The organism is Streptomyces netropsis, from assembly GCF_014203545.1.
Lineage (GTDB): Bacteria > Actinomycetota > Actinomycetes > Streptomycetales > Streptomycetaceae > Streptomyces > Streptomyces netropsis.
In genome coordinates, this window is the sequence record NZ_JACHJG010000003.1 from 190,453 (window position 1) to 214,385 (window position 23,933).

General features: G+C 70.7%; 24 protein-coding genes. 8 read left to right on the top strand and 16 right to left on the bottom strand.

Going from position 1 to position 23,933, the window contains the following annotated elements:
- Positions 1–152 precede the first annotated feature (152 nt).
- Positions 153–494 (bottom strand): Rv1322 family protein, encoded by a 342-nt coding sequence (locus FHS38_RS08625; RefSeq protein WP_184732530.1) that lies wholly within the window; start codon positions 492–494, stop codon positions 153–155.
- A 204-nt stretch (positions 495–698) separates the two neighbouring features.
- On the opposite strand from FHS38_RS08625, the gene FHS38_RS08630 reads away from it, so the two are divergent.
- Positions 699–1,739, top strand: a complete 1,041-nt coding sequence (locus FHS38_RS08630; RefSeq protein WP_184732532.1) for an LLM class flavin-dependent oxidoreductase — start codon at positions 699–701, stop codon at positions 1,737–1,739.
- Between the two features lie 197 nt (positions 1,740–1,936).
- Here the strand turns inward: FHS38_RS08630 and FHS38_RS08635 are convergent, their stop codons facing one another.
- Entirely contained in the window at positions 1,937–2,329 is a 393-nt protein-coding gene (locus tag FHS38_RS08635) for an SCO5389 family protein (RefSeq protein WP_184732534.1), read from the bottom strand.
- Between the two features lie 221 nt (positions 2,330–2,550).
- Here FHS38_RS08635 and nucS point away from each other — a divergent pair, with 221 nt between their 5' ends.
- A complete protein-coding gene (gene nucS / locus FHS38_RS08640; protein ID WP_130879953.1) occupies positions 2,551–3,213 on the top strand; it encodes an endonuclease NucS in 663 nt (220 codons plus the stop codon).
- A 193-nt stretch (positions 3,214–3,406) separates the two neighbouring features.
- On the opposite strand, the gene FHS38_RS08645 is transcribed toward nucS, so the two are convergent.
- The 4 genes from FHS38_RS08645 to FHS38_RS08660 form a co-directional block, all read right to left on the bottom strand.
- Complete coding sequence (locus FHS38_RS08645) at positions 3,407–5,989, bottom strand: ATP-binding protein (protein ID WP_184732536.1); 2,583 nt, start codon at positions 5,987–5,989, stop codon at positions 3,407–3,409.
- 246 nt (positions 5,990–6,235) lie between these two features.
- A complete protein-coding gene (locus FHS38_RS08650) occupies positions 6,236–6,559 on the bottom strand; it encodes an STAS domain-containing protein (RefSeq protein WP_130879951.1) in 324 nt (107 codons plus the stop codon).
- Between the two features lie 137 nt (positions 6,560–6,696).
- Positions 6,697–7,545 (bottom strand): 3-hydroxyacyl-CoA dehydrogenase family protein, encoded by an 849-nt coding sequence (locus tag FHS38_RS08655; RefSeq protein ID WP_184732538.1) that lies wholly within the window; start codon positions 7,543–7,545, stop codon positions 6,697–6,699.
- Between the two features lie 171 nt (positions 7,546–7,716).
- On the bottom strand, positions 7,717–8,367 hold the full coding sequence (locus FHS38_RS08660) for a TetR/AcrR family transcriptional regulator (protein WP_184732540.1): 651 nt from the start codon (positions 8,365–8,367) through the stop codon (positions 7,717–7,719).
- Between the two features lie 80 nt (positions 8,368–8,447).
- Here FHS38_RS08660 and FHS38_RS08665 point away from each other — a divergent pair, with 80 nt between their 5' ends.
- Genes FHS38_RS08665 through FHS38_RS08675 form a run of 3 tightly spaced genes read left to right on the top strand, consistent with a single transcriptional unit; the run spans position 8,448 to position 10,608 of the window.
- Entirely contained in the window at positions 8,448–9,245 is a 798-nt protein-coding gene (locus FHS38_RS08665; protein ID WP_184732542.1) for an ABC transporter ATP-binding protein, read from the top strand.
- An 11-nt stretch (positions 9,246–9,256) separates the two neighbouring features.
- Positions 9,257–10,021 (top strand): ABC transporter permease, encoded by a 765-nt coding sequence (locus FHS38_RS08670; protein ID WP_184732544.1) that lies wholly within the window; start codon positions 9,257–9,259, stop codon positions 10,019–10,021.
- Between the two features lie 14 nt (positions 10,022–10,035).
- A complete protein-coding gene (locus FHS38_RS08675; RefSeq protein WP_184732546.1) occupies positions 10,036–10,608 on the top strand; it encodes a cob(I)yrinic acid a,c-diamide adenosyltransferase in 573 nt (190 codons plus the stop codon).
- A 140-nt stretch (positions 10,609–10,748) separates the two neighbouring features.
- Here the strand turns inward: FHS38_RS08675 and FHS38_RS08680 are convergent, their stop codons facing one another.
- Positions 10,749–11,327, bottom strand: a complete 579-nt coding sequence (locus tag FHS38_RS08680; RefSeq protein WP_184732548.1) for a hypothetical protein — start codon at positions 11,325–11,327, stop codon at positions 10,749–10,751.
- Between the two features lie 178 nt (positions 11,328–11,505).
- Here FHS38_RS08680 and FHS38_RS08685 point away from each other — a divergent pair, with 178 nt between their 5' ends.
- The 3 genes from FHS38_RS08685 (at position 11,506) to FHS38_RS08695 (ending at position 15,901) form a co-directional block, all read left to right on the top strand.
- Entirely contained in the window at positions 11,506–12,735 is a 1,230-nt protein-coding gene (locus FHS38_RS08685; RefSeq protein WP_184732550.1) for a sensor histidine kinase, read from the top strand.
- Positions 12,732–13,418, top strand: coding sequence for a response regulator (locus tag FHS38_RS08690; protein WP_184732552.1), 687 nt, complete (start codon positions 12,732–12,734; stop codon positions 13,416–13,418). The genes FHS38_RS08685 and FHS38_RS08690 overlap by 4 nt, the downstream gene beginning before the upstream one ends.
- A gap of 161 nt (positions 13,419–13,579) precedes the next feature.
- A complete protein-coding gene (locus FHS38_RS08695) occupies positions 13,580–15,901 on the top strand; it encodes a glycoside hydrolase family 18 chitinase (RefSeq protein WP_184732554.1) in 2,322 nt (773 codons plus the stop codon).
- 57 nt (positions 15,902–15,958) lie between these two features.
- Here FHS38_RS08695 and FHS38_RS08700 read toward each other — a convergent pair whose 3' ends face one another.
- The 9 genes from FHS38_RS08700 to atpB form a co-directional block, all read right to left on the bottom strand.
- Positions 15,959–16,408 (bottom strand): DUF2550 domain-containing protein, encoded by a 450-nt coding sequence (locus FHS38_RS08700; protein WP_130879941.1) that lies wholly within the window; start codon positions 16,406–16,408, stop codon positions 15,959–15,961.
- 120 nt (positions 16,409–16,528) lie between these two features.
- On the bottom strand, positions 16,529–16,903 hold the full coding sequence (locus FHS38_RS08705) for a F0F1 ATP synthase subunit epsilon (RefSeq protein ID WP_130879940.1): 375 nt from the start codon (positions 16,901–16,903) through the stop codon (positions 16,529–16,531).
- A 128-nt stretch (positions 16,904–17,031) separates the two neighbouring features.
- Complete coding sequence (gene atpD / locus FHS38_RS08710) at positions 17,032–18,471, bottom strand: F0F1 ATP synthase subunit beta (RefSeq protein ID WP_184732556.1); 1,440 nt, start codon at positions 18,469–18,471, stop codon at positions 17,032–17,034.
- Positions 18,472–18,476: 5 nt separating this feature from the next.
- Positions 18,477–19,394: a F0F1 ATP synthase subunit gamma gene (locus FHS38_RS08715; RefSeq protein ID WP_184732558.1), complete on the bottom strand. Its 918-nt coding sequence runs from the start codon at positions 19,392–19,394 to the stop codon at positions 18,477–18,479.
- Positions 19,395–19,417: 23 nt separating this feature from the next.
- Positions 19,418–21,010 carry a F0F1 ATP synthase subunit alpha gene (atpA, locus tag FHS38_RS08720; RefSeq protein ID WP_184732560.1) on the bottom strand — a complete coding sequence of 531 codons (1,593 nt, stop codon included), beginning with the start codon at positions 21,008–21,010 and terminating at the stop codon, positions 19,418–19,420.
- A 115-nt stretch (positions 21,011–21,125) separates the two neighbouring features.
- The gene (locus tag FHS38_RS08725; RefSeq protein WP_184732562.1) at positions 21,126–21,941 is read right to left on the bottom strand and encodes a F0F1 ATP synthase subunit delta; all 816 of its coding nucleotides are present in this window, start codon (positions 21,939–21,941) and stop codon (positions 21,126–21,128) included.
- Positions 21,938–22,501: a F0F1 ATP synthase subunit B gene (locus FHS38_RS08730; RefSeq protein ID WP_184732564.1), complete on the bottom strand. Its 564-nt coding sequence runs from the start codon at positions 22,499–22,501 to the stop codon at positions 21,938–21,940. The genes FHS38_RS08725 and FHS38_RS08730 overlap by 4 nt, the downstream gene beginning before the upstream one ends.
- Before the next feature lie 41 nt (positions 22,502–22,542).
- Positions 22,543–22,794: an ATP synthase F0 subunit C gene (gene atpE, locus FHS38_RS08735; RefSeq protein ID WP_030367998.1), complete on the bottom strand. Its 252-nt coding sequence runs from the start codon at positions 22,792–22,794 to the stop codon at positions 22,543–22,545.
- A 76-nt stretch (positions 22,795–22,870) separates the two neighbouring features.
- Positions 22,871–23,665, bottom strand: a complete 795-nt coding sequence (gene atpB / locus FHS38_RS08740) for a F0F1 ATP synthase subunit A (protein ID WP_130880319.1) — start codon at positions 23,663–23,665, stop codon at positions 22,871–22,873.
- Positions 23,666–23,933: the final 268 nt, after the last annotated feature.

Genomic DNA, 23,933 nt, shown 5'->3' on the forward strand with positions numbered 1-23,933 from the left:
CTCGCTTCACACGGCCCGGGTCGGGGTGCAACCCCGAGGGCCGAGCGGCAGCGTCCGGGTGGCCTTCGCCCCCGGCCCGGGGGCGAGGGAAGGCCGCGCAGTCGGCCAAGGCCCCCGGGGGGCGGCGTCGGACGGAAGCCCCCTGGCAGCCATCAGTAACGCGGTGCGTTACGAGACCGCTGGAGCCTCGCGCTCCGGCGGTCTCGCGCGTTCCAGCAGGCCTTGTGCCAGTGGCGTCGGTCCTCGACGCCACCGCCGTACTGCGGCCAGGCGACGAGGTGCGGGACGCCGGGCGGGATCTCCTGGTCGCAGCCCGGGCAGCGATAGTGCTTGGCCGCCGAGCCGCCGCCGATCATGCGGACGTTCCACTCCTCGCCCTGCCAGCTCTCCGTACTCTCCAGCCCGTAACGGTTGCCGATCGGTTCGCGCTCGTCGCGCGGTTCGGCGGCTTGCTTGTCGGCGCCGCCTCGCGGGCGGTTTCGGCGCGGGGACACGGAGCACCTCGGAGGTCTGGAAACACGGGCCGTGACCAGTATTACGCGCTGCGGCGGCCCGCCCGGGCACCCGCACCCCGGCACCACCCCCGCCCGCTCTCCGATCATCATGAAAACTTCACGCTCCGCCGTGCCCTTGGCACGTGTCGGGCGTTATTGCCTTTGGGGGGAGGCCGCGTCGGTCGCTTAGGAGGAGTCAGAGCGATGCGCGTTGGAGCTTTTGTCCTAGCCGCCCAATTCCCCGGTCAGGGCCACGGAGAAGCGCTGTACCGGGCCGTGCGGTCGGCGGAGGTCGCCGAAGAGGCCGGGCTGGACGCCGTCTGGCTGGCCGAGCACCACTTCGTACCGTACGGAGTCTGCCCGTCCGCCGTCACCCTGGCAGCACTGCTGCTGGGGCGCACGCATTCCATCGAAGTGGGCACGGCTGTCAGCGTGTTGCCGACCGCGCACCCGGTGACCCTCGGCGAGCAGGCGGCACTCCTGCATCTGACCTCCGGCGGCCGATTCACCCTCGGGGTGGGGCGCGGCGGGCCGTGGGTGGACCTGGAGGTCTTCAACTCCGGTCTCGCGGCCTATGAGGAGGGGTTCCCCGAGTCGCTCGAACTGCTGATGCGCTGGCTGCGCGAACCCCGTGTGAGCGCTGACGGGAAACGATTCGCCTTCCGCGAGGTCCCGGTCGTCCCGCGCCCGGACGAACTGCTCGACCCCTCCGGGCACGACCGCCCCGGCCCGCCGGTGCTGGTCGCCTGCACCTCGCCCGACAGCGTGCGGCTCGCGGCCCGGCACGGGCTGCCGATGCTGCTCGGCATGCACATCGGGGACGAGGAGAAGGCGGAGATGGTCGCCGCGTGGCGCAAATGCGCCCTGGAGCACGGGAGTTCGCCGGAGGAGGTCGCGGCAGCGGGCCATGTGGCGGCCGGTGTCGTCCAGGTCGCGGACAACCGGGCCGCCGCGACCGAGACCCTGCTGAAGGCCATGCCGGGCTGGCTGCACAAGGGGCTCACCGCACATGTGACGGTCGACGGCCGCGAGCGGCGGATGCGCGATCCGTACGCCTACACGGAGCTGCTCTGCGATCTCCATCCGGTGGGGCCGCCCCGGCTGTGCGCCGACCGGCTGGCCGCCACCTCCGAGCGCACCGGCATCAGCCGCTTCGCCCTGCTGACCGAGGGCTCGGGAGATCTCGCCGCCACCGAGGACAATCTCCGTCGGCTCGGCGGGGAGGTTCTGCCGCTGCTCGCGTGAGCCGCCTCCGGCCGGTATGGGTTCCCGCCCCCGGCCGCGCCCCCTGTGGTCCCCGCCCCTTCGCCCGGCTCCCCCGCTGAGCCCCCTTGCGCCCCTGTGCCCTGTGCCCTGTGCTCCGTGCCCCTGCGGATCGTGCGGAGCTGCCGCCCACTACTCGTCGCACACCTCCCCCCGCGTGGAGCGGCAGCAAGGGTGGGTCAGCAGTCCCGCAGCTCCGGGGACTGGTTCAGCAGCTGGCCCCGGATCGAGGTGAAGCGGGCCAGGCGGTCGTCCACCGCCGGGTCGAGCGGGAAGACGGCCACCCGGTGGCAGTTCTGGAACGCCAGGCGTACCCCGAAGTGTCGCTGGAGCGCACCACGAATCGCGTCACTCGCCAGGGCGCGCAGCAGCTGACCGCGCGCCTGCTCGTCCGGCGGCGGCGTCCGGTTGTCGGCGAACTCGCCGCCTTCGACCTTGAGCTGAACCACCAGGGAGCTGACCATCTCCCACGCGTACGGCAGGGAGTTCCGGACGCAGTCGACGAATTCCGCTTCGTCGACCTCGCCTCGCTCGGCCTGTTCAAGGAGGGCCGGTGAGACGTCGAGCGACATGGGTTCTCCTCTCGAGGACCCCGGGAGCGGGGTCACAGGGATGGGCGGGCGGACGACGACGCCCTGTGCCCGTACGGCGACCGCCCGCTTCAACGGTAAATCGGCCACTGCTGCCGCACCAGGAGAACGCACATACAACTGGCCATCCAGCGCCCTCCATCGAACGGGTTCTTCCGGGGCGAATCGCGTCGAGTGGCAGGAGTCGAGTAGCGTGACCCACCATGCGTCTCGTCATTGCCCGTTGCTCCGTGGACTACGCGGGCCGGCTCACCGCCCACCTCCCTTCCGCCCCGCGTCTGATCCTGGTCAAGGCGGACGGCAGCGTCTCCATCCACGCGGACGACCGGGCCTACAAGCCCCTCAACTGGATGTCCCCGCCCTGCACCCTGAAGGAGGGCGACGGCAGCGTGTGGACGGTGGTGAACAAGGCGGGCGAGAAATTGATCATCACCATGGAGGAAGTCCTCCACGATTCCTCGCACGAGCTGGGCGTCGACCCCGGTCTCGTGAAGGACGGCGTGGAAGCGCACCTTCAGGAACTGCTCGCGGACCGCATCACCACGCTCGGTGACGGCTACACCCTGATCCGTCGCGAATACCCGACGGCCATCGGGCCCGTGGACATCCTCTGCCGGGACGCCGACGGCGCCACCGTGGCCGTGGAGCTGAAGCGGCGCGGCGACATCGACGGTGTCGAGCAGCTGACCCGCTATCTCGAGCTGCTCAACCGCGACCCGCACCTCGCCCCCGTACGAGGGATTTTCGCCGCGCAGGAGATCAAGCCGCAAGCACGCGTTCTGGCCACGGACCGCGGCATCGGCTGCGTCGTCCTGGACTACGACGCGATGCGCGGTATCGAGGACGACAAGCTCCGCCTGTTCTAGGGACTGGACCGCCCGGCGGATCTTCGGCCACAGGCCCGACTTCGCAGCCTGCGGCGGCGGGCGCCCTGCGGGCGTGTCCTCAATCGCCGGACGGGCTGGTGTCGGCTGATCTCAGCCGACACCAGCCCGCTGGGGCACCTCCCAGCGGTAGCTGGGGGACATTGAGGACACCGCCGCGCAGCGGAGGTGCGCCCTACACCGCCGGGGCGCTTCCGCTGCCCGACCCGTCCGGCGCCGGACCGCTCGCGGAGTTCGAGCTGCTCCCGGCGGGCGACGAGGGAAGCGTCGGATTCTGCGTCGGCGTCCCGGGGTCCTGCGTGGGCTCCTGCGGCTTCGTCGGCGTCGGCTTCTGCGTCGGCGACGTGGGATCGCCACCGCCCGGCGTACGCGTGGGGCTCCTCGTCGGCTCACCCGGCGACGACGGCGTGGTCGACGGCGAGCCGCTGCCGCTCGGGCTCGGCGACGTGCTGCCGGAGGCGCCCGGCGAGGACGGCGTGGCCCCCGGGCTCTGCGACCGGTCCGGCTTCCCGGTGCCGCCCGGCGCCTGCGGGCGGCCGGTGGCGCCGGGCGCCGGCTGGTCGGCGTTGAGGGTGTTGTCGCCGTCCTGCTGGGACGCCGACTGGTCCGGCTTCACCTGGTCCGACGGCTTGTGGTTGGGGCCGCCGGAGGCCGCGCCGAGCGTGACGACCGTGCCGAGGACGCCCGCGAGGAGCGCACCCGCGCCCGCCGCGATCACATTGCGCCGGGCCCGGCCCACCATGAGTCTCCTGGCCCAGGGCTCCCGGTGCGCAGGGCGGCCCGGGCCGCTCTGCGCGACGGGCCCGGAGGCCCCGGGGAACCCGGCCTTGCCGCTGTCCGCGCCGAAGCGGCTGCCCGCGACCGTGGTCGCGCCCGAGTCGTGGACACGGCCCGTGGGCACGGCGTAGGGCGGGGTGACCGACTGCTCGCTCCGCGCGGCCGGGACCTCCTCGCCCGCCGGGGCGGGGCCGTCCTCGCCGGGCAGCGGCGGCAGCGGTGGCACGCCGGGGACACCGCGCATGCCCATCGCCAGTCCGGAACGGTCGGCGACCAGCGCCAGCGCCCGGCGGCCGGCGACGGCGCCGCGCTTGTCGGCCATCACACCGCGCAGCCCGATGGAGGCCTCCAGCTCGGCGCGGGCCCGGTCGAGATTGCCGGTGCACAGCGCCAGCACGCCCAACTCGTGGTGGAAATACGCTTCTTCGCCGACCTCGCCCGACATGCGCGCGGCTGCCTGGCCGTGCCGCAGGCTGCGCTCCCAGGCGCTCCAGTGGCAGGCGGCGGCGAAGGCGGGCGCCGCCGTACGGGCCAGCAGCACCGCGGCCGCCGGGTGTCCGCTCCCGCCGTCGGCGACCAGCACGGCCATCGCGGCGAGGATCGCGTCGGCCTCGGCGGCGGCGCGCTCGGGGGCGACGGAGGGGTGCCCGGCCCACCAGGCGTAGTGCTGGGCGGCGGAGTGCGCCCGGGCGGCGGTGTCGGTGCCGTACCCCTCGGCGAGCAGCTGGTCGGCGACGCCGGCCGCGAGCCGGTAGTGCGCGCCGACGGCGGTGATCAGCCCGCTGGCGAGCAGCTCGCCGACGGCGGCGTCCGCGTGGGTGTCACCGGCCAGCGCGGGCAGGTGGGCCTGGTGGGGGACCTCGCCGCCAAGGGCGAGGGCGAAGCTCAGGGTGTCGCGGGCGACGTCGCTGAGCCGGGAGGCGAGCACGCCGACGGGCGCCGCGCTGACCGCGAGGCTCGGCAGCGGCGGCTTGACGTCGGCGCCGGCCTCCTCGGCCCCGCCCGCCGCGTCGGCCACGTAGGGCCGCTCGGCGAAGACGCCGAACTCGTCGACGGCGGCGGGGTCGGCGCCCGTCCGGTCGCGCTGCCGCAGCAGGGCCCCGGCCTGGACGAACCGCAGCGGCAGCCCCTCGGACTCGAACCACAGGTCCGCCGCCCAGTCGGCTTCCTCGTCCGTGAGCGGCCGCTCCACGGACCGCTCCAGCAGCTCCAGGCAGCCGGTGCGGTCGAGGCCGCCGAGGAAGACCTCTTCGAGGTGCGAGTCGGGGGAGGGCGCGGCGACGTCGGGCGTGGCCGCGAGGAGGAAGGCGCACTCGGGGGTCGCGTCGAGCAGCTCGTCGAGCGCGCTGCCGCCGAACTCCAGGTCGTCCAGGACGACGACCGCGCCGATCTCGTGCACCGCCGCCAGGATCCCGGCCCGGTCGGGGCGGTTCAGCGGCGCGTGGTGGACGGCGGCGAAGAGCTCGTAGAGCAGGTCGGCGGGGGTGCGGTGGTAGCCGCTGAGGCGGACGACGCCGTCGGGGGCCAGGCCCTCGACCTCCGCGGCGACGGCGTCCAGCAGGGCGGTGCGCCCGGAACCGGCGGGGCCGGTGAGGCGCACGGAACGGCCACGGGAGAGCAGCCGGGTCAGCCGCTCGCGCTCTTCGTCCCGCTCCACCAGCGGCAGCTCGGGGCGGGCGGGCGGCGGCGGGGCCGCGGCGCGGCGCAGCTCGGCGCGCTCGTCGGCGCCGTGCCGCTGGGGGCGTGCGGGCAGCCTTCCGGGCGGGCAGGGCTCTATTTCGCTGCCGTCGACGGGGTTGACGGTGAGCAGATAGTCGCCGGTGACCAGCTGGACGACGCGGACGGGCCCCTGGCTCGCGGAGTCGGGCGCGCTCGACGACGCGGCCGCGGGCTCCGACCGCGACGGCTGCAGCGGGCCGCCGTCGGCGGACGTGCGGTCGTCGTCGTGGAAGTCCTCGGATCCCCGGTTCGTCGGGTCCATGGTCAAAAGCCCCCCAGATGCGTGGCGTGCCGTCCTGCCCTCTCGGCCTGACCTTCGCTTCTGGTCCGGTGCCCGCCGTGGGCTTACTTATGCGGCCTTTTCGTGTGCGGCGGGAAAACCGAACCGCAGACCTGCGCCCAGTATCTACGACCGCCAGGGGCGGATGCCGCCGGGGCAGATCACAGTCTTATGAGGATCTGATGCCGGAGGAGGCCCGGGGGGACCGGGGGACGGTCCCGGGGCGGGTCACACGCGGGGCAGGGACTCCGCCTCGATGCCGCCCTCGATGGCGAGGATGCGGTGCAGCCGGGTGGCGACCAGGAGCCGCTGCATCCGGTCGGGGACCCCGCGCAGGACGAGCCGCCTGCCGGTGCGGCCGGCCCGGCGGTGGGCTCCCATGATCACCCCGAGCCCGGTGGCGTCCCAGGAGTCCAGCTCGGTCAGATCCAGGACGAGGTCGCCCCGGCCGGCGTCGAGCGCGGAGTGCAGCAGGCTTCGGGCGTCCGCCGCGTTACGGACGTCGAGGCGCCCCCCGACGACCAGCTCGGCGTGGTCGCCCCTGATATGCATATGCGCTCCCGGGAGTGGTCGGTGATGTGGGTGTGGCCGTACTGAACTGACTGCCTCTCACACGACAAAGTTGCCGCCTGTAAGCGAACCGATACCGAATTCACCCCGGAGGGTGAATTCGATTGGGCGTTACAGGCTCAGTGCTGGTAGAAGCCCTGACCGCTCTTTCGGCCGAGGTCACCCGCGTCCACCATGCGGCGCATCAGCTCCGGCGGCGCGAACTTCTCGTCCTGGCACTCGGTGTAGATGTTGTCCGTGGCGTGCATCAGGATGTCGATGCCGGTCAGGTCGGCGGTGGCCAGCGGCCCCATCGCGTGACCGAAGCCCAGCTTGCAGGCGATGTCGATGTCCTCGGCGCTGGCCACCCCGGACTCGTACAGCTTGGCCGCCTCGACGACGAGCGCCGAGATGAGGCGCGTGGTGACAAAGCCCGCGACGTCGCGATTGACGACGATGCAGGTCTTGCCGACACCCTCGGCGAACTCCCGCGCGGTGGCGAGCGTTTCGTCACTGGTCTTGTACCCGCGAACGAGCTCGCAAAGCTGCATCATCGGCACCGGCGAGAAGAAGTGCGCGCCCACCACGCGCTCCGGGCGCTGCGTGGCGGCGGCGATCTTGGTGATCGGGATGGCGGAAGTGTTGGAGGCGAGGACCGTCTCGTCCTTCACCAGCCCGTCCAGGGTGCGGAAGATCTCGCGCTTGGTGTCGACGTCCTCGAAGACCGCCTCGACGACGATGTCGGCGTCGGCGGCCGCGTCCAGGTCGGTGGTGGCGGTGATCCGGGCGAGAGCCGCCTCGGCGACGTCCGCGTCGAGCTTGCCCTTGGAGACGAACTTGTCGTACGAGGCCTTGATGCCGTCCGTGCCACGCGTGAGCGCGGCGCCGGTGACGTCCCGCAGCACGACGTCCCACCCGGCCTGGGCGGAGACCTGTGCGATCCCGGAGCCCATCAGACCGGCTCCGATGACGGCGAGCTTCTTGGCCACTGCTGTCCCCTTACTCCCTGTTCACTTACGGTCTCTGGCCCGGACCTTAGCGTCAGTGGGCGCGCCGTTGGGAAGGAAGAGATGCGCGTCACGTCCCAAATGACGGACGTCACACTGGACGGCCCAGCGACCCGACCACACCCCGCAGTTGAGCCACTCCAGCCCCAGGAATCACACGGTCGGCCGTACCGTCCGGTCGGCGTAGCCGAGCAGCTTCTCCCCCATCAGCTCCTCCATCTCGTCCAGCAGGACGAGCGCGTCGCGGGAGACGTCCTTCGCCGTACGGCCCGTCAGCAGCGCGCGTCCGATGTGCCCGGCGAGGGTGGCCCGCAGCCAGGCGAGCTGACCGGCCACCAGCTCCGGCAGCACATCGCCGGGCGCGGCCCCGGCCTCCTCGGCGAGGGTGACCGTGAGCGCCTCGGTGGCCTGCCGGTCCATGGCGGCGAGGCGGGACGTCAGGGCCTGCGACTCCCCGACGACCCGCAGGAAGCGGTCGTATCCGTCGATCAGCCCGAGGCGCGGCGACACGGCCACGGCCTCGGCGCGCAGCGCGCGCAGCACCGCCCGGGCCGCCGACTCGCCGTCGGCCCGGCCCCGGACGACGGACGACAGCCAGTCGACGACGTCGTCCTGCCGGTCGAGGAAGAGGTCTTCCTTGGCGGGGAAGTAGTTGTACACGGTGTTGACGGACACGTCGGCCGCCGCCGCGATCTCCGCGATCGTCACGGCGTCGAAGCCGCGCTCCAGGAACAGGCCGGTCGCGACATCGGAGATGTGCTGCCTGGTCTGCCGCTTCTTCCGCTCCCTGAGCCCCTCGGTCATGCCCCCATCGTAGCTTCGCTGGACTCTCTGAAAACTTGGGGTCATTGCAAACTTTAAGAGTCTCTGCTTTTCTTGCGGCCATGGACGCACCCGATCGGCTCAGCATCAGCGCCACCGGCCTCACCCGGGCCTTCCGCACCGGGCGAGGCCCCGTCGAGGCCGTGCGCGGCATCGACCTCACCGTCCGCGCGGGCGAGATCCTCGGCCTCCTCGGCCCCAATGGCGCGGGCAAGACCACCACCCTGCGCATGCTCACCACCCTCCTCTCCCCCACCGGCGGCACCGCGACCGTCGCCGGCCACGACCTCGCGCGCGACCCCGCGGGCGTCCGGCGCCGCACGGGGTACGTCGCCCAGTCCGGCGGCGTCGACCCGACCGTGTCCGTCCGCGAGGAACTGCTCACCCAGGCCCGCCTCTACCGGCTCCGCAAGGCCGAAGCCGCCGCCCGCCTGGAGGAACTGACCCTCGACCTCGGCCTCACGGGGCTCCTGGACCGCCCCTGCGGCGCCCTCTCCGGCGGCCAGCGACGCCGTCTCGACCTGGCCATGGCCCTGACCCACCGGCCCGAGGTCCTCTTCCTCGACGAGCCCACCACCGGGCTCGACCCCGGCAGCCGCGCCGACCTGTGGGACCTCCTGCGCCGTGTCCGCGCCGAGTGGGGCACCACCGTCGTCCTCACCACCCACTACCTCGACGAGGCCGACGCCCTCGCCGACCGGCTGGTCGTCGTCGACCGGGGCGCCGTCGTCGCCGAAGGGACCCCGGCCGCCCTCAAGGCCCGTCACGCCGGCTCACCCGACGCGAGCCTGCAGGACGCCTTCCTCGCCATCACCGGGCGCACCGCCGCGCCCCGGGAATCCGCCCCCGTAGCCGTCTAGGAGCCACCGCGATGACCCCTGTCCCCCGACTCATGTCCGACACGGCGCTGGTCTTCGGCCGCTACGCCCGGCAGACCCTGCGTTCGAAGATGGCCGTCACCTTCGGCATGCTGATGCCGCTGCTCTACCTCCTTCTCTACGGGCCCCTGCTCACCGACGTGCCGCTGGGCTCCTCGGGCAGCTCCTGGCAGATCCTCGTGCCCGGACTGCTGCTCCAACTCGCACTGTTCGGCGCGGGCTTCGCCGGGATCGGCCTGCTGATGGAGAAGCAGCACGGCGTGATCGAACGCATGCGGGTGACCCCGGTCAGCCGGCTGGCCCTGCTGCTGGGGCGGGTGCTGCGCGACGCGGTGCTGCTGACCTTCCAGGCCGGGCTGCTCGTCCTCGCGGCCGTCGCCATGGGGCTGCGCGCGCCGCTGCCCGGCGTGCTCATCGGCTTCGCCTTCGTCGCCCTGCTGGCGGCCTCGCTGGCGTCGCTGTCCTACGCGCTGGCCATGAAGGCCCCCGCCCCCCAGGCGTTCGCACCGGTCGTCAACGCCGTCAACCTGCCCGCGATGCTGCTGTCGGGCCTGATGCTGCCGATGTCGCTGGCGCCCGGCTGGCTCGACGCCCTCTCCCACCTGATGCCGCTGCGCTATCCGGTCGACGCGGTCCGCGCGGCTTTCATCGGCCACTACACGGCACCGGCCGTGCTCCACGGCACCCTCGCGGCGGTCGCCCTGGCCGCCGTCTCCGTGACGGCGGGCACACGGCTCTTCCGTGCGGCCGGTGCGTAGCTAGGCTCGTGCACATGGTCAATCTGACGCGCATCTACACCCGCACCGGGGACGACGGCACGACCGCCCTCGGCGACATGAGCCGCACCGTGAAGACCGACACCCGGATCGCGGCGTACGCCGACGCGAACGAGGCGAACGCCGCGATCGGCGTGGCCATCGCGCTGGGGCAGCTGCCGGAGGAGGTCGTCAAGGTACTCGTGCGGGTGCAGAACGACCTCTTCGACGTCGGCGCGGACCTGGCGACGCCGGTCGTCGAGGAGCCGAAGTACCCGCCGCTGCGGGTCGAGCAGTCCTACGTCGACAAGCTGGAGGCGGACTGCGACCACTTCCTGGAGGACCTGGAGAAGCTGCGCAGCTTCATCCTTCCCGGCGGCACGCCCGGCGCGGCCCTGCTGCACCAGGCGTGCACGGTGGTCCGGCGCGCCGAGCGCTCGACCTGGGCGGCGCTGGAACTGCACGGCGACATCATGAACCCGCTGACGGCGACGTACCTCAACCGGCTCTCGGACCTGCTGTTCATTCTGGCGAGGACGGCGAACAAGGAACTGGGGGACGTCCTCTGGGTGCCGGGCGGGGACCGCTAGGGCCTGTCCGGCGGATCATGGAGGGTGCACCACCGCTGCGCGGCGGCGTCCTCAAGCGCCGGACGGGCTGCTATCGGCTGAGCTCAGCCGATAGCAGCCCGTCCGGCGCTTAAAGATCCCGGACCGGACCCGGCCCAAGGTCAGAGCTTTTCGTACGTGCGGGGCCGTTCCTCGGAACCGGTTCCGCCCTTCGGCTGCTTGGGCCAGATCGTGTAGCTCGCCGCGATGGCCAGGTTGATGCCGATCACGAAGTACATCTTCGTCTGCCAGCCGCGCAGCGAGCTGATGTCGCCCGAGTCGCCGACGTACCAGATCGCGGCCTGGAGCAGGCCCATGGCGACGACCGACGCCAGCACCCACCGCCCGGCGGTCTTCCACTCGTGGACCGCGCGCGCCGTGCCGTACTTCGGCGGCTTGACCGGCGGCGGGCCGCCCGCGAAGCGGTGGGCGAAGCGCTGGTCGACCCACTTGATCGTGGAGTGGCCCAGACCGACCGAGTAGCCGATGTAGACCGCCGCCAGGCCGTGCTTCCAGTCGGCCTGTGCGCCGTTCCGCAGGTCGATCGCGGTGGCGACCAGCATCACCAGCTCCAGCACGGGCTCCAGCAGCAGCACGGCCGCGCCGGTGCGCGGCATCTTCGCCAGGTACCGCAGGCTGAGGCCGCCGGCCAGCAGCACCCAGAAGCCGACCTCACAGACGATGATCAGCGTGACGATCACGGGTCTCTCCTTCCCTTACCGCCCCCTCGTACGGGACCCCTCCAGCGTCGCCGCCGTCCGGTTCCGTTTCGTCGTCGCGCGTGACGATCCCGCGCTGCATCCTTCGATGTACCGAAGTCCGTCGCGAAGCGCCCGTCGGGGGACGCCCGCACCCCCTCCGACGTGCTGTGATGGACCCATGCCGGCCAGCGCTCCCAGGCTCCCCCGCCGTCCCCACCGCGACGACGTCCTCATCGCGGCCGTCGGGCTGCTCGGCGGGCTCACCCTGTGGTTCCTCGGGCTGAGCAACAACCCGCCGATGCTCGGGCTGCCGAAGTGGCTGTGCCTGGTCGCGCTGGGCATCATGTGCGGCACCGAGCTGCTGCGGCGCAGCGCCCCGCTGACCGGGCTCGCGATCGGCACGGTCACGATCGTGCTCGACATCTGCACGGGCTCGCTGGTCGCGACGATCGCCATGTACACGGACGTCGTGTACGCGGCCGCGCTGTACGGGCGGCCCGCCGTCGCCCGGCGCATTCCGCGCGCCTGCGAGCTGGTGACGGGCATCGCGACGCTGCTGGCCCTGGCCGTCATCCGCAAGCCGGAGGCGCTGCTCATCGGCTTCGGCATCGGGGTGCTGACCATCGCCCCCGCCTGGACCGGGATCGGCATCCGCGAGCACCGGGACGCCGCCCGCGCGGCGCGGCTGGAGGCCGAGCGGACCACGCTGCTGGCCGAGCTGGACCGGCGCGAGGCGGTCGGCGCGGAGCGCGCCCGGATGGCGCGCGAGCTGCACGACATGGTCGCGGGGCATCTGTCGGCCATCGCGATCCACTCCACGGCCGCGTTGTCGATAGGCGATCCGAAGGCGTCCGGGGAGGCGCTGACCGTGATCCGGGAGAACAGCGTGCAGGGGCTCGCCGAGATGCGCCGCCTCATCGGACTCCTGCGGCACCCGGGCACCGATGAGGAGCCCGCCGCCTCACCCCGGCTCGACGGTGTCGACGCGCTGCTCGCGCGGGCCCGCACCACCGTGCGCGACGACCGCTTCGCCTTCGTCCTGCGGGACGGGCGCGGCCCGGGCGCCCTCCCGGCGCCGGTGGAGCTGGCGGCGTACCGCATCGTGCAGGAGTCGCTGACCAACGCCGTCAAGCACGCGGAGCCGGGCGAGGTGGCGGTGGAGCTGTCCCGCGACGGCCACGGGGGCCGGGCGGGCGCCGGGCCGCTGACCGTGCGGGTGACCAGTCCGCTGGGCGGTGACCCGCGCGGCCCCCGGGCCCCGGGCTCGGGGGCGGGCCTGGTCGGCATGCGGGAGCGGGTCGCCCTGCTGGGCGGGGCGTTGGAGGCCGGCCCGGTGGCCGGGTCCGACGGGGACAAGTTCTGGGAGGTACGGGCGGAGTTGCCCGTGGAAGAGGAGGGGACGCCATGACGGACCGCGAGACGGGCACCGATCACATCCGCGTCGTGGTCGCCGACGACCAGGCCGCCGTGCGGTCCGGGCTGGTGCTCATCCTGCGTTCGGCGCCGGGTGTCGAGGTCGTCGGCGAGGCCCCGGACGGCGAGGAGGCCGTGCGGCTGACCCGCGAGCTACGGCCCGATCTGGTGCTGATGGACGTGCAGATGCCGCGCCTGGACGGGGTGTCGGCGACCCGGCTGATCGTCGCCGAGGGGTTGGCGGACGTCCTCGTGCTGACCACGTTCGACCTGGACGAGTACGTCTTCGGGGCACTGCGCGCGGGGGCGGCAGGTTTCCTGCTCAAGAACAGCGAGGCCGCCGACCTGGTCGCGGCCGTACGGACCGTCGCGCGCGGCGAGGGGCTGATCTCCCCGGCCGTGACGCGCCGGCTGATCGCGGAGTTCGCCCGCCCCGCGCCCGCGCGGTCGGCGAACGCACCCGACCCCGCCGTCCTCGACGTCCTGACGCGCCGCGAGCGCGAGGTGCTGGCGGCGCTCGGGGCGGGGCTGTCGAACGCGGAGATCGCCGAGCGGCTGCGGATGGCGGAGGCGACGGTGAAGACGCACGTCAGCCGGTTGCTCGGCAAGCTGGAGCTGCGCAGCAGGGTCCAAGCAGCCGTGCTGGCCCAGGAGTTGGGTCTGGTCCAGACCTCTTGACCGTTGGTACAGACCTTCTTACCCTCCCCTCACAACTGTGGTGAGGGTGTTCATATAACGCACACTCACCGGGCTGCGCACAGGTTCCGACGTTCGTCCCCCACCAGTTAGGACTCCCCCAGCCCACCGCTGGGAGGTGCCCCCACACTCAAGGAGTTCCCTTGAGCACAGGAACCTCAGGACGTACCAGACACACCAAACGCATCACTTACCGAGCCGTCGCGGTGCTCGCCGCACTGCTGCTCCCGCTCGCCACGCTGGTCGGCCTGGCCGCGGCGCCGGCCCAGGCGGCGGCCTCCGCGACGGCCTCCTTCACCAAGACCTCCGAGTGGGGCAGCGGCTTCCAGGGCCAGTGGACGGTGAAGAACACCGGCACCACCACCATCAACGCGTGGACCGTCGAGTGGGACTTCCCCGCCACCACCACCGTCGGCGCCTACTGGGACGCCCTGGTCACCTCCTCCGGCGGACACCACACCGCGAAGAACCGCGAGTACAACGGCACCATCGCCCCCGGCGCCAGCGTCTCCTTCGGCTTCGTGGCCTCCGGCGACGGCGAGCCGAGCGGCTGCAAGCTGGACGGCGGCCCCTGCGACGGCTCCTCGGGCGACGACCCGCCGAGCGCCCCCGGGCAGGCCGTCTCCACCGGCGTCACCGAGAACAGCGTCTCGCTGAGCTGGCCGGCGGCCACCGACGACAAGGGCGTCAAGAACTACGACGTCCTGCGCGGCGGCACCGTCGTCGGCACGGTCTCCGGCACCACCTTCACCGACACCGGCCTGACCGCCGACACCGCGTACACCTACACCGTCGTCGCCCGGGACACCGCCGGCCAGACCGGCCCCGCCTCCCCGCCCACCACCGTCCGCACGGGCACGGGCGGCGGCACCGACAAACCGCCCTCCGCCCCCGGCACCCCCCAGGCCACCGCCGTCACCGACACCTCCGTCGCGCTGAAGTGGACCGCCGCCACCGACGACAAGGGCATCAAGAACTACGACGTCTACCGCGGCGCCGCCAAGGTCGCGACCGTGGCCAAGCTCGCCTGGAAGGACACCGGCCTCACCCCCGGCACCGACTACGCCTACACCGTGGTGGCCCGGGACACCGCCGACCAGACCGGCAAGCCCAGCGCGCCGCTGACCGTCCGGACCACCGGCGGGGGCGGGCAGCCGGGCGACTACGCCAAGGTCGGCTACTTCGTGCAGTGGGGCATCTACGGGCGCGGCTACACGGTGAAGTCCCTGGACACCACGGGAGCCGCCGCCAAGCTCACGCACCTCAACTACTCCTTCTCCAACATCGACCCGGTGAACCTCACTTGCCTCAACGGCGTCACCAAGGCCACCTCCCCCAACCCCCAGGACCCCAACCAGGGCGACGGCGCGGGCGACGCCTGGGCCGACTACGAGAAGGGCTTCGGGGCGGGCGAGTCCGTCGACGGCGTGGGCGACACCTGGAACCAGCCGCTGGCGGGCAACTACAACCAGCTCAAGAAGCTCAAGGCCAAGTACCCCAAGCTCAAGACCCTGATCTCCGTCGGAGGCTGGACCTACAGCAAGTACTTCTCCGACGCGGCCAGGACGGACGCCTCCCGGCAGAAGTTCGTGAAGTCCTGCATCGACATGTACATCAAGGGCGATCTGCCGCTCACCGGCGGCCGCGGCGGCGCCGGCGCCGCGGCAGGCGTCTTCGACGGCTTCGACCTCGACTGGGAGTGGCCGGGCTCCGAGGGCCACGCCGGGAACCACGTCTCGAAGGACGACAAGGCGAACAACACCCTGCTGTTCGCCGAGTTCCGCCGCCAGCTCGACGCCCTGAGCACCACGACCGGCAAGAAGTACCTGCTCACGGCCTTCACCCCGGCCGACCCGGGCAAGATCGAGGCGGGCTGGGACATCACCACCAAGGACGGCACGCCCAGCGTCTTCGACTACATGGACTACGCCAACGTCCAGGGCTACGACTTCCACGGCTCCGGCAGCGACAACAGCTGGGAGCCCAACCGGACCGGCCACCAGGGCAACCTCTACACCGACGCCCAGGACCCGTACACCACGAAGTTCAGCGTCGAGTCGACCGTCCGGGCGTACCTCGACGCCGGCGTCGAGGCGCGCAAGGTCGTCCTCGGCCTCGCGTTCTACGGCCGCGGCTGGCAGCAGGTCGCCGACGGCGGCGCGCGCGGCGAGTGGCAGGCGGCGGGCGGCGCGGCCCCCGGCCAGTTCCCGGAGGAGGCGGGCACCCGCGGCTACGACAACCTGCTCGCGTCCGTACCGAACCTGACCGTGCACCACGACGAGCAGTCGGTCGCGACCTACGGCTACACGGGCGACAAAGGCCAGTGGTGGACCTTCGACGACGTCTGGTCCATCAACAAGAAAACCGCCTGGCTCAAGTCGAAGAGCCTCGGCGGGGTGATGATCTGGGAGATGTCCGGCGACAGCGGCACGCTGATGACTGCCGTCGACAGCGGGCTGAAATAGCGATCGCCGGCCGGGCTGGACACTTCCAGCCCGGCCGGCGATCGAGGCCACAGGAAGCTAAGCCACATTGACTCGTTGGCCGGGAGGCGCCGCCTCGAGCCACGCCAGGAAGCCCGTCAGGGCGTCCTCGCTCATCGCCAGCTCCAGCCGCGTACCGCGGTGCATGCAGACCAGGACGACGGCGTCGGACAGCAGGGCCAGTTCCTCCTCGCCCTGCGGCGTGCGCCGCTCCAGCACCTCGATCGAGGCGCGCTCCAGGACCCGGCGGGGCCGGTACGCGTAGGAGAAGACCCGGAACCACTCGATCCGGTCACCGTTGTACCGCGCTACGCCGTACACCCACCCCTTGCCCGCCGGCTCGGGGTCGTCCTCGGGGACGTTCCAGCGCAGGCTGCAGTCGAAGGTTCCCCCCGACCGCTGGATGAGCCGTCTGCGCAGCCCGAAAACGAAGAGCCCCACCAAAACCAGCAAGACGACGATGCCGCTCACGAGCAGAGCGAGGACCATCTCCACCGACCTCCTCGCATCATCTAGAGCAACCGCACCTGTATTGCCTCAGCCGCGGACCGCCCTGGAGAACTCCAGTGCGGTCCGCGGCTGAGGGACGAACTCAGTGAGTCGCGGGGTTCAGTGAACGCCCGTGACCGAACGCAGCCGGACATCCGCACGACGCTCGGCGTGCGCGTCGGCCTCGGCCTTCGCGCGCTCCAGCGCCCGCTCCGCGCGCTGGACGTCGATCTCGTCGGCCAGCTCCGCGACCTCGGCGAGCAGCGAGAGCTTGTCGTCCGCGAACGAGATGAATCCACCGTGCACCGCTGCGACGACGTTGCCGTCCGCGGTCTTGATGGTCACCGGGCCGGACTCCAGCACACCGAGCAGCGGCTGGTGGCCGGGCATGACGCCGATGTCGCCCGATGTGGTACGCGCGATGACCAGAGTGGCCTCGCCGGACCAGACGCTTCGGTCCGCCGCGACCAGCTCGACGTGCAGCTCAGCAGCCAACGTGGCTCCTCGGGTCTCCACCTGCCGGGTCTGACAGGTGTTGGGTCAAAGAATAGGGGACGTACGGTCCGGGGGCGGGATGGCCCCGCCCCCGGACCGCTGATCACAGGGCTCCGCGAGCCCGGGGATCAGGAGACGCCCAGCTCCTTGGCGTTGGCCTTGAGGTCCTCGAGGCCACCACACATGAAGAACGCCTGCTCGGGGAAGTGGTCGTAGTCGCCGTCGCAGATCGCGTTGAACGCGGCGATCGACTCGTCCAGCGGCACGTCCGAACCGTCCACGCCGGTGAACTGCTTCGCCACGTGGGTGTTCTGCGACAGGAAGCGCTCGACGCGACGGGCACGGTGGACAACGAGCTTGTCCTCCTCGCCCAGCTCGTCGATACCGAGGATCGCGATGATGTCCTGGAGGTCCTTGTACTTCTGCAGGATCGTCTTGACGCGCATGGCGGCGTCGTAGTGCTCCTGCGCGATGTAGCGCGGGTCCAGGATGCGGGACGTCGAGTCCAGCGGGTCGACCGCCGGGTAGATGCCCTTCTCCGAGATCGGACGCGACAGCACGGTCGTCGCGTCGAGGTGCGCGAAGGTCGTGGCCGGGGCCGGGTCGGTCAGGTCGTCCGCGGGGACGTAGATCGCCTGCATCGACGTGATCGAGTGACCACGCGTCGAGGTGATGCGCTCCTGCAGCAGACCCATCTCGTCCGCCAGGTTCGGCTGGTAACCCACCGCGGACGGCATACGGCCGAGCAGGGTGGACACCTCGGAACCGGCCTGGGTGTACCGGAAGATGTTGTCGATGAAGAAGAGCACGTCCTGCTTCTGCACATCGCGGAAGTACTCCGCCATGGTCAGACCGGCCAGGGCGACGCGCAGACGGGTGCCCGGGGGCTCGTCCATCTGGCCGAAGACGAGCGCCGTCTTGTCGATGACGCCCGAGTCGGTCATTTCCTCGATGAGGTCGTTGCCCTCACGAGTGCGCTCACCGACACCGGCGAACACCGACACACCGTCGTGGTTGTTGGCCACGCGGTAGATCATTTCCTGGATCAGCACGGTCTTGCCGACACCGGCACCACCGAACAGACCGATCTTGCCGCCCTTGACGTACGGGGTCAGCAGGTCGATGACCTTGACGCCGGTCTCGAACATCTCGGTCTTCGACTCGAGCTGGTCGAAGTTCGGGGCCTTGCGGTGGATCGGCCAGCGCTCGGTGACCTCGACCGTGGACGGGTCCACGTTCAGGATCTCGCCGAGGGTGTTGAACACCTTGCCCTTGGTGACGTCACCGACGGGCACCGTGATGCCCGCACCGGTGTCGGTCACCGCGGCCTGGCGGACCAGACCGTCGGTGGGCTGCATGGAGATGGCGCGGACCAGGCCGTCGCCCAGGTGCTGGGCGACCTCGAGGGTCAGCGTCTTGAGCTTGCCGTCCTCGGCCGGGTCGGCGACCTGGACGTGCAGCGCGTTGTAGATCTCCGGCATCGCGTCGACGGGGAACTCCACGTCGACGACCGGGCCGATGACCCGCGCGACGCGGCCGGTGGCCGTGGCGGTTTCAACAGTGGTCATAGTGGTCAGTCACTCCCCGCGTTCGCGTCGGCCAGGGCACTGGAGCCACCGACGATCTCGCTGATTTCCTGGGTGATTTCGGCCTGTCGGGCCGCGTTCGCAAGCCGCGAGAGCGACTTGATGAGTTCGCCGGCGTTGTCGGTCGCCGACTTCATCGCGCGACGGCGGGCGGCGTGCTCGGAGGCAGCCGACTGCAGCAGCGCGTTGTAGATCCGGCTCTCGACGTACCGCGGCAGCAGCGCGTCGAGGACGTCCTCGGCCGACGGCTCGAACTCGAAGAGCGGAAGGATCTTGCCCTTGCCGGCCTCCTCGTCCTCGTCCGTCGCCTCGAGGCTGAGCGGCAGCAGCCGCTTCTCCACCGGCGACTGCGTCATCATCGAGACGAACTCGGTGAAGACGATGTGCAGCTCGTCGACGCCGCCCTCGGCGGTGTCCAGCTGGACCGCGTCGATGAGCGGGCCCGCGACCTTCTTGGCGTCCGCGTAGGTCGGGCTGTCGGTGAAGCCGGTCCACGACTCCGCGACCGGGCGCTCCCGGAAGCCGTAGTACGCCACGCCCTTGCGGCCGATGATGTACGTCACGACGTCCTTGCCCTCCGAGCGCAGGCGCTCGGTGAGCTTGTCCGCGGCCTTGATGGCGTTGGAGGAGTAGCCGCCGGCCAGACCGCGGTCGCTCGTGACGAGCAGCACCGCGGCGCGGACCGGGTTCTCGACCTCGGTGGTGAGGGCGTGCTTGGTGTTCGAGCCGGTGGCAACCGCCGTCACCGCGCGGGTGAGCTCACTCGCGTACGGCGTCGATGCCGCCACCTGGCGCTGCGCCTTGACGATGCGCGAGGCGGCGATCATCTCCATCGCCTTGGTGATCTTCTTGGTCGCGGTGACGGAGCGGATGCGACGCTTGTAGACCCGGAGCTGGGCTCCCATGGATCAGGTCCCTTCCGTCGTCGTCACTTCGCGGAGCCGGCCGTGGCGTCGTCACCGAGAAGCTTGCCGTCCGAGGTCTCGAACTGCTTCTTGAAGGTGGCGATGGCGTCGGCGAGCGCCTGGAGGGTGTCGTCGGACATCTTGCCGCCCTCGACAATGCTGTCCATCAGGCCCTTGTGCTCGCGGCCCAGGTAGTCGAGCATCTCGCGCTCGAAGCGCTGGATGTCCTCGACCGGCACGTCGTCCATCTTGCCGGTGGTGCCGGCCCAGACGGAGACGACCTGGTTCTCGACCGAGTACGGGGCGTACTGGCCCTGCTTCAGCAGCTCGACCATGCGCTTGCCGCGCTCCAGCTGCGACTTCGAGGCCGCGTCCAGGTCGGAACCGAAGGCGGCGAACGCCTCCAGCTCGCGGTACTGGGCGAGGTCGACACGGAGTCGGCCGGAGACCTGCTTCATGGCCTTGTGCTGGGCCGAGCCACCGACGCGGGAGACCGAGATACCGACGTTCAGCGCCGGGCGCTGGCCCGCGTTGAACAGGTCGGACTCCAGGAAGCACTGGCCGTCGGTGATGGAGATGACGTTGGTCGGGATGAACGCCGACACGTCGTTCGCCTTGGTCTCGACGATCGGCAGACCCGTCATCGAACCGGCGCCCATCTCGTCGGAGAGCTTGGCGCAGCGCTCCAGCAGACGCGAGTGCAGGTAGAAGACGTCACCCGGGTAGGCCTCACGGCCCGGCGGGCGGCGCAGCAGCAGGGACACGGCGCGGTAGGCGTCGGCCTGCTTCGACAGGTCGTCGAAGACGATCAGGACGTGCTTGCCCTGGTACATCCAGTGCTGGCCGATGGCCGAGCCGGTGTACGGGGCGAGGTACTTGAAGCCCGCCGGGTCGGACGCCGGAGCGGCGACGATCGTCGTGTACTCCAGGGCGCCGGCCTCCTCCAGCGCACCGCGCACGGACGCGATGGTGGAGCCCTTCTGGCCGATGGCGACGTAGATGCAGCGGACCTGCTTCTTCGGGTCGCCGGAGCGCCAGTTGTCGCGCTGGTTGATGATCGTGTCGACGGCCAGCGCGGTCTTGCCGGTCTGGCGGTCGCCGATGATCAGCTGACGCTGGCCACGGCCGATCGGCACCATCGCGTCGACGGCCTTGAGGCCGGTCTGCATCGGCTCGTGCACCGACTTACGGACCATGACGCCAGGAGCCTGCAGCTCCAGGGCGCGGCGACCTTCGGTCGCGATCTCGCCGAGGCCGTCGATCGGGTTGCCCAGCGGGTCGACGACGCGGCCGAGGTAACCCTCGCCTACCGCGACGGAGAGCACCTCACCGGTGCGCTGCACCGGCTGGCCCTCCTCGATGCCGCTGAACTCGCCGAGGACGACCGCACCGATCTCGCGCTCCTCGAGGTTGAGGGCGAGACCGAGGGTTCCGTCCTCGAACCGCAGCAGCTCGTTCGCCATGGCCGAGGGAAGACCCTCGACCTTCGCGATGCCGTCGCCGGCAACGCTGACCGTACCGACCTCCTCGCGCGAGGCCGCGTCCGGCTTGTACGCCTGGACAAAGTTCTCCAGCGCGTCCCGGATCTCCTCCGGCCGGATCGTGAGCTCCGCCATCTGGGTTCCCTGCTCTCCTTGTTGGGCCCGAAGTATTTCTTCTCTGGAGGAAGCCCTCCAGAGGACACCGTCGGCCCAACTCGGGCCGTCAGTCATGCTCTTGAGTTGGTGGCTGTCAGCCGGCCATCCGGCGGCTCGCCTCGGCGAGACGGTCCGCGATGGTGCCGTTGATGACCTCGTCACCGATCCGCACCTGGACACCACCGAGAACCTCGGGGTCCACGTCCAGGTTGAGGTGCACACGCCGCCCGTACAGCTTGGCGAGCGCCTCACCGAGGCGCTGCTTCTGCCGGTCGTTCAGCGGCACCGCGGACCTGACCTCCGCGACCATCCGGTCCCGGCGGTCGGCGGCCAGCTTGGAGAGGGCGGTGAGCCCCGCTTCCAGGCTACGTCCACGCGGGTGCGTGACGAGTCGGATCACCAGACGCTCGGTGACCGGGTTGGCCCGGCCGCCCAGCAGGCTGTGCAGCAGCTCGGCCTTGGCCGAACGGCTCGCGACCTTGTCGGTCAGCGCCGACCGCAGCTCGGTGGTCGAGGTGACGATCCGGCCGAAGCGGAACAGCTCGTCCTCGACGTCGTCCAGGACATCCGTCCGCTGCGCCGCGATGAAGTCGGCGCTGTCGGCCAGCTCCTCGATCGCGTCCACCAGGTCACGCGAACGCGACCAGCGGGAACGGACCATGCCGGCCACCAGATCGGCGGTCTCGCCGCCCACCTGGCCGCCCAGCAGCCGCCGGGCAAGCTCGGCCTTGGCCTCGCCGGACTGCGCCGGGTCGGTCAGGACCCGACGCAGCGACACCTCGCGGTCGAGCAGCGCGGTGACGGCGGCAAGCTCGCCGGCGAGCTTCGCCGCGTCCACGGACGTGTTGTCCGCCAGCGCGTCGAGGCTCTCGCGTGCGGAGGCCAGGGCCTCGCGGCTCGCTCCGCTCATCGGGTCACCTCTGCCTTCGCCGTATCGGCCGACTTGTTCTCGAGTTCGTCGAGGAAGCGGTCGATGGTCCGGCTCTGCCGGGTGGCGTCCTTGAGGGACTCACCCACGAGCTTGGCCGCCAGGTCGCCGGCCAGCTGGCCCACGTCCTGTCGCAGCGAAGCCGCTGCGGACTTGCGGTCGGCCTCGATCTGGGCGTGGCCGGCCGCAATGATCTCCTCGCGCTGACGCTGACCCTCGGTCCGCATCTCGGCGATCATCGCGACGCCCTGCTCCTGCGCCTCCTGGCGCAGACGCGCGGCCTCGTGGCGGGCGTCGGCGAGCTGTGCCCGGTAGTCGTCGAGCACCTGCTGGGCCTCGGCCTGCGCGGCCTCGGCCTTCTCCAGGCCGCCTTCGATGGCCTCGCGGCGCTCTTCCAGGACCTTGTTGATCTTCGGAGAGAGCTTCTTGGCCAGGAAGAAGAAGACGATGGCGAAGGCGATCAGACCGATGACGAGCTCTGGGATCGGCGGCAGAAGGGGAGCTTCTACTTCCCCCTCGCTCGCCAAGAGCAGGGCTTTCACATCAATGCCTTCCGTCGCAAACAGTGGTCGTCAGACGGTGATCAGGAGGACGGGTAGACGAACGGCATGACCAGACCGATCAGGGCGAGCGCCTCACAGAAGGCGAAGCCGAGGATCTGGTTGGCGCGGATCAGGCCGGCGGCCTCGGGCTGACGGGCCAGGGCCTGGGTGCCGTTACCGAAGACGATGCCGACGCCGACGCCGGGGCCGATCGCGGCGAGGCCGTAGCCGATCGAGCCGAGGTTGCCCTTGATCTCGACACCAGCGGCGATGGTCTGGAGAGCAGCAGACATGCTCGTTCTTCCTTCTCTTTCACGGACCGGTGGGGGTTGGCCACCGGACGATTGTTGGACTGGGAGGCGAGGGCACTCAGTGGTGCTCGGCGAGCGCGCCCTGAACGTAGTTGGTGGCCAGCAGCACGAAGACGTACGCCTGGACGGCCTGGATGAACAGCTCGAAGGCGGTCATCACGATGGTCATCACGAACGAGACGCCCGCGTAGGCGATGCCGATCCCGTTCAGCAGGTACCAGCTGGCGATGGTGAACATCAGGATCAGCAGGTGACCGGCGAACATGTTGGCGAAGAGTCGCACCGCGTGGGTGAACGGCCTGACCAGCACGTTCGAGAAGAACTCCAGGGTCACGGCGAGCGGGAGGACGCCACCGAGCGACTTGTCGTAGCCGGTGATGTTCTTCAGACCGCCGACGAAGCCGTGCTTCTTGAACGTCAGGTACATCCACAGGACGTAGACGATCAGCGCGAGCGCCGCCGGGAAGGCGATGATCGAGGTCACGGGGAACTGGGCGACCGGAATGATCGACCAGAGGTTCATGATCCAGACGAAGAAGAACAGCGAGACCATGAAGGGGACGTACTTCTCGCCCTCCTTCTTGCCGAGCGCCTCGTAGACGATGCCGCGGCGTACGAAGTCGTAGCCCGCCTCACCGACCATCTGCAGCTTGCCCGGGACCACCTTCGCCCGGCCGAACGCCGCCCAGAAGAAACCGATGATCAGGAACGTGCCCAGCACGGCCAGCAGCATCGGCTTGTTGAAGTCGAAGCCACCGATGCTGAAGATCGGTTCAAACAAGAACGAGTGAAGGCCTGGGGCTGGGAAGCCGCACCCATCGAAGATGTGGCAATCGGTCTCGAAGGCGAGCATCTGTTCAGCACTCACCGCGAGCTCCTTCAGCGTGGCGCATAGGTACGGCAACCTCGTTGTGTCGGCGCGGCGCACAGCCGCGGAACGGCACTGGACTGGTCTTGCGGATGGGGGGGCAGGTGACCGGCGCGGAACCGGTCGGCGTAAGCGGCATCAGCTGCATGGACCGCCGATTCCGTCCCGGGATACTCGGGAGTTCAGCTGCCTGCGCCCACTGTGCCTCAGATGGCACCGGACGATAGCAGGTGAGCGCCGGCACCTTTATGGC

Coding starts and splice junctions, on each gene's coding strand:
- FHS38_RS08630 (WP_184732532.1), top strand. CDS start 699: ATGCGCGTTGGAGCTTTTGTCCTAGCCGCCCAATTCCCCGGTCAGGGC.
- FHS38_RS08635 (WP_184732534.1), bottom strand. CDS start 2,329: ATGTCGCTCGACGTCTCACCGGCCCTCCTTGAACAGGCCGAGCGAGGC.
- nucS (WP_130879953.1), top strand. CDS start 2,551: ATGCGTCTCGTCATTGCCCGTTGCTCCGTGGACTACGCGGGCCGGCTC.
- FHS38_RS08645 (WP_184732536.1), bottom strand. CDS start 5,989: ATGGACCCGACGAACCGGGGATCCGAGGACTTCCACGACGACGACCGC.
- FHS38_RS08650 (WP_130879951.1), bottom strand. CDS start 6,559: ATGCATATCAGGGGCGACCACGCCGAGCTGGTCGTCGGGGGGCGCCTC.
- FHS38_RS08660 (WP_184732540.1), bottom strand. CDS start 8,367: ATGACCGAGGGGCTCAGGGAGCGGAAGAAGCGGCAGACCAGGCAGCAC.
- FHS38_RS08665 (WP_184732542.1), top strand. CDS start 8,448: ATGGACGCACCCGATCGGCTCAGCATCAGCGCCACCGGCCTCACCCGG.
- FHS38_RS08670 (WP_184732544.1), top strand. CDS start 9,257: ATGACCCCTGTCCCCCGACTCATGTCCGACACGGCGCTGGTCTTCGGC.
- FHS38_RS08675 (WP_184732546.1), top strand. CDS start 10,036: ATGGTCAATCTGACGCGCATCTACACCCGCACCGGGGACGACGGCACG.
- FHS38_RS08685 (WP_184732550.1), top strand. CDS start 11,506: ATGCCGGCCAGCGCTCCCAGGCTCCCCCGCCGTCCCCACCGCGACGAC.
- FHS38_RS08690 (WP_184732552.1), top strand. CDS start 12,732: ATGACGGACCGCGAGACGGGCACCGATCACATCCGCGTCGTGGTCGCC.
- FHS38_RS08700 (WP_130879941.1), bottom strand. CDS start 16,408: ATGGTCCTCGCTCTGCTCGTGAGCGGCATCGTCGTCTTGCTGGTTTTG.
- atpD (WP_184732556.1), bottom strand. CDS start 18,471: ATGACCACTGTTGAAACCGCCACGGCCACCGGCCGCGTCGCGCGGGTC.
- FHS38_RS08715 (WP_184732558.1), bottom strand. CDS start 19,394: ATGGGAGCCCAGCTCCGGGTCTACAAGCGTCGCATCCGCTCCGTCACC.
- atpA (WP_184732560.1), bottom strand. CDS start 21,010: ATGGCGGAGCTCACGATCCGGCCGGAGGAGATCCGGGACGCGCTGGAG.
- FHS38_RS08725 (WP_184732562.1), bottom strand. CDS start 21,941: ATGAGCGGAGCGAGCCGCGAGGCCCTGGCCTCCGCACGCGAGAGCCTC.
- atpE (WP_030367998.1), bottom strand. CDS start 22,794: ATGTCTGCTGCTCTCCAGACCATCGCCGCTGGTGTCGAGATCAAGGGC.
- atpB (WP_130880319.1), bottom strand. CDS start 23,665: ATGCTCGCCTTCGAGACCGATTGCCACATCTTCGATGGGTGCGGCTTC.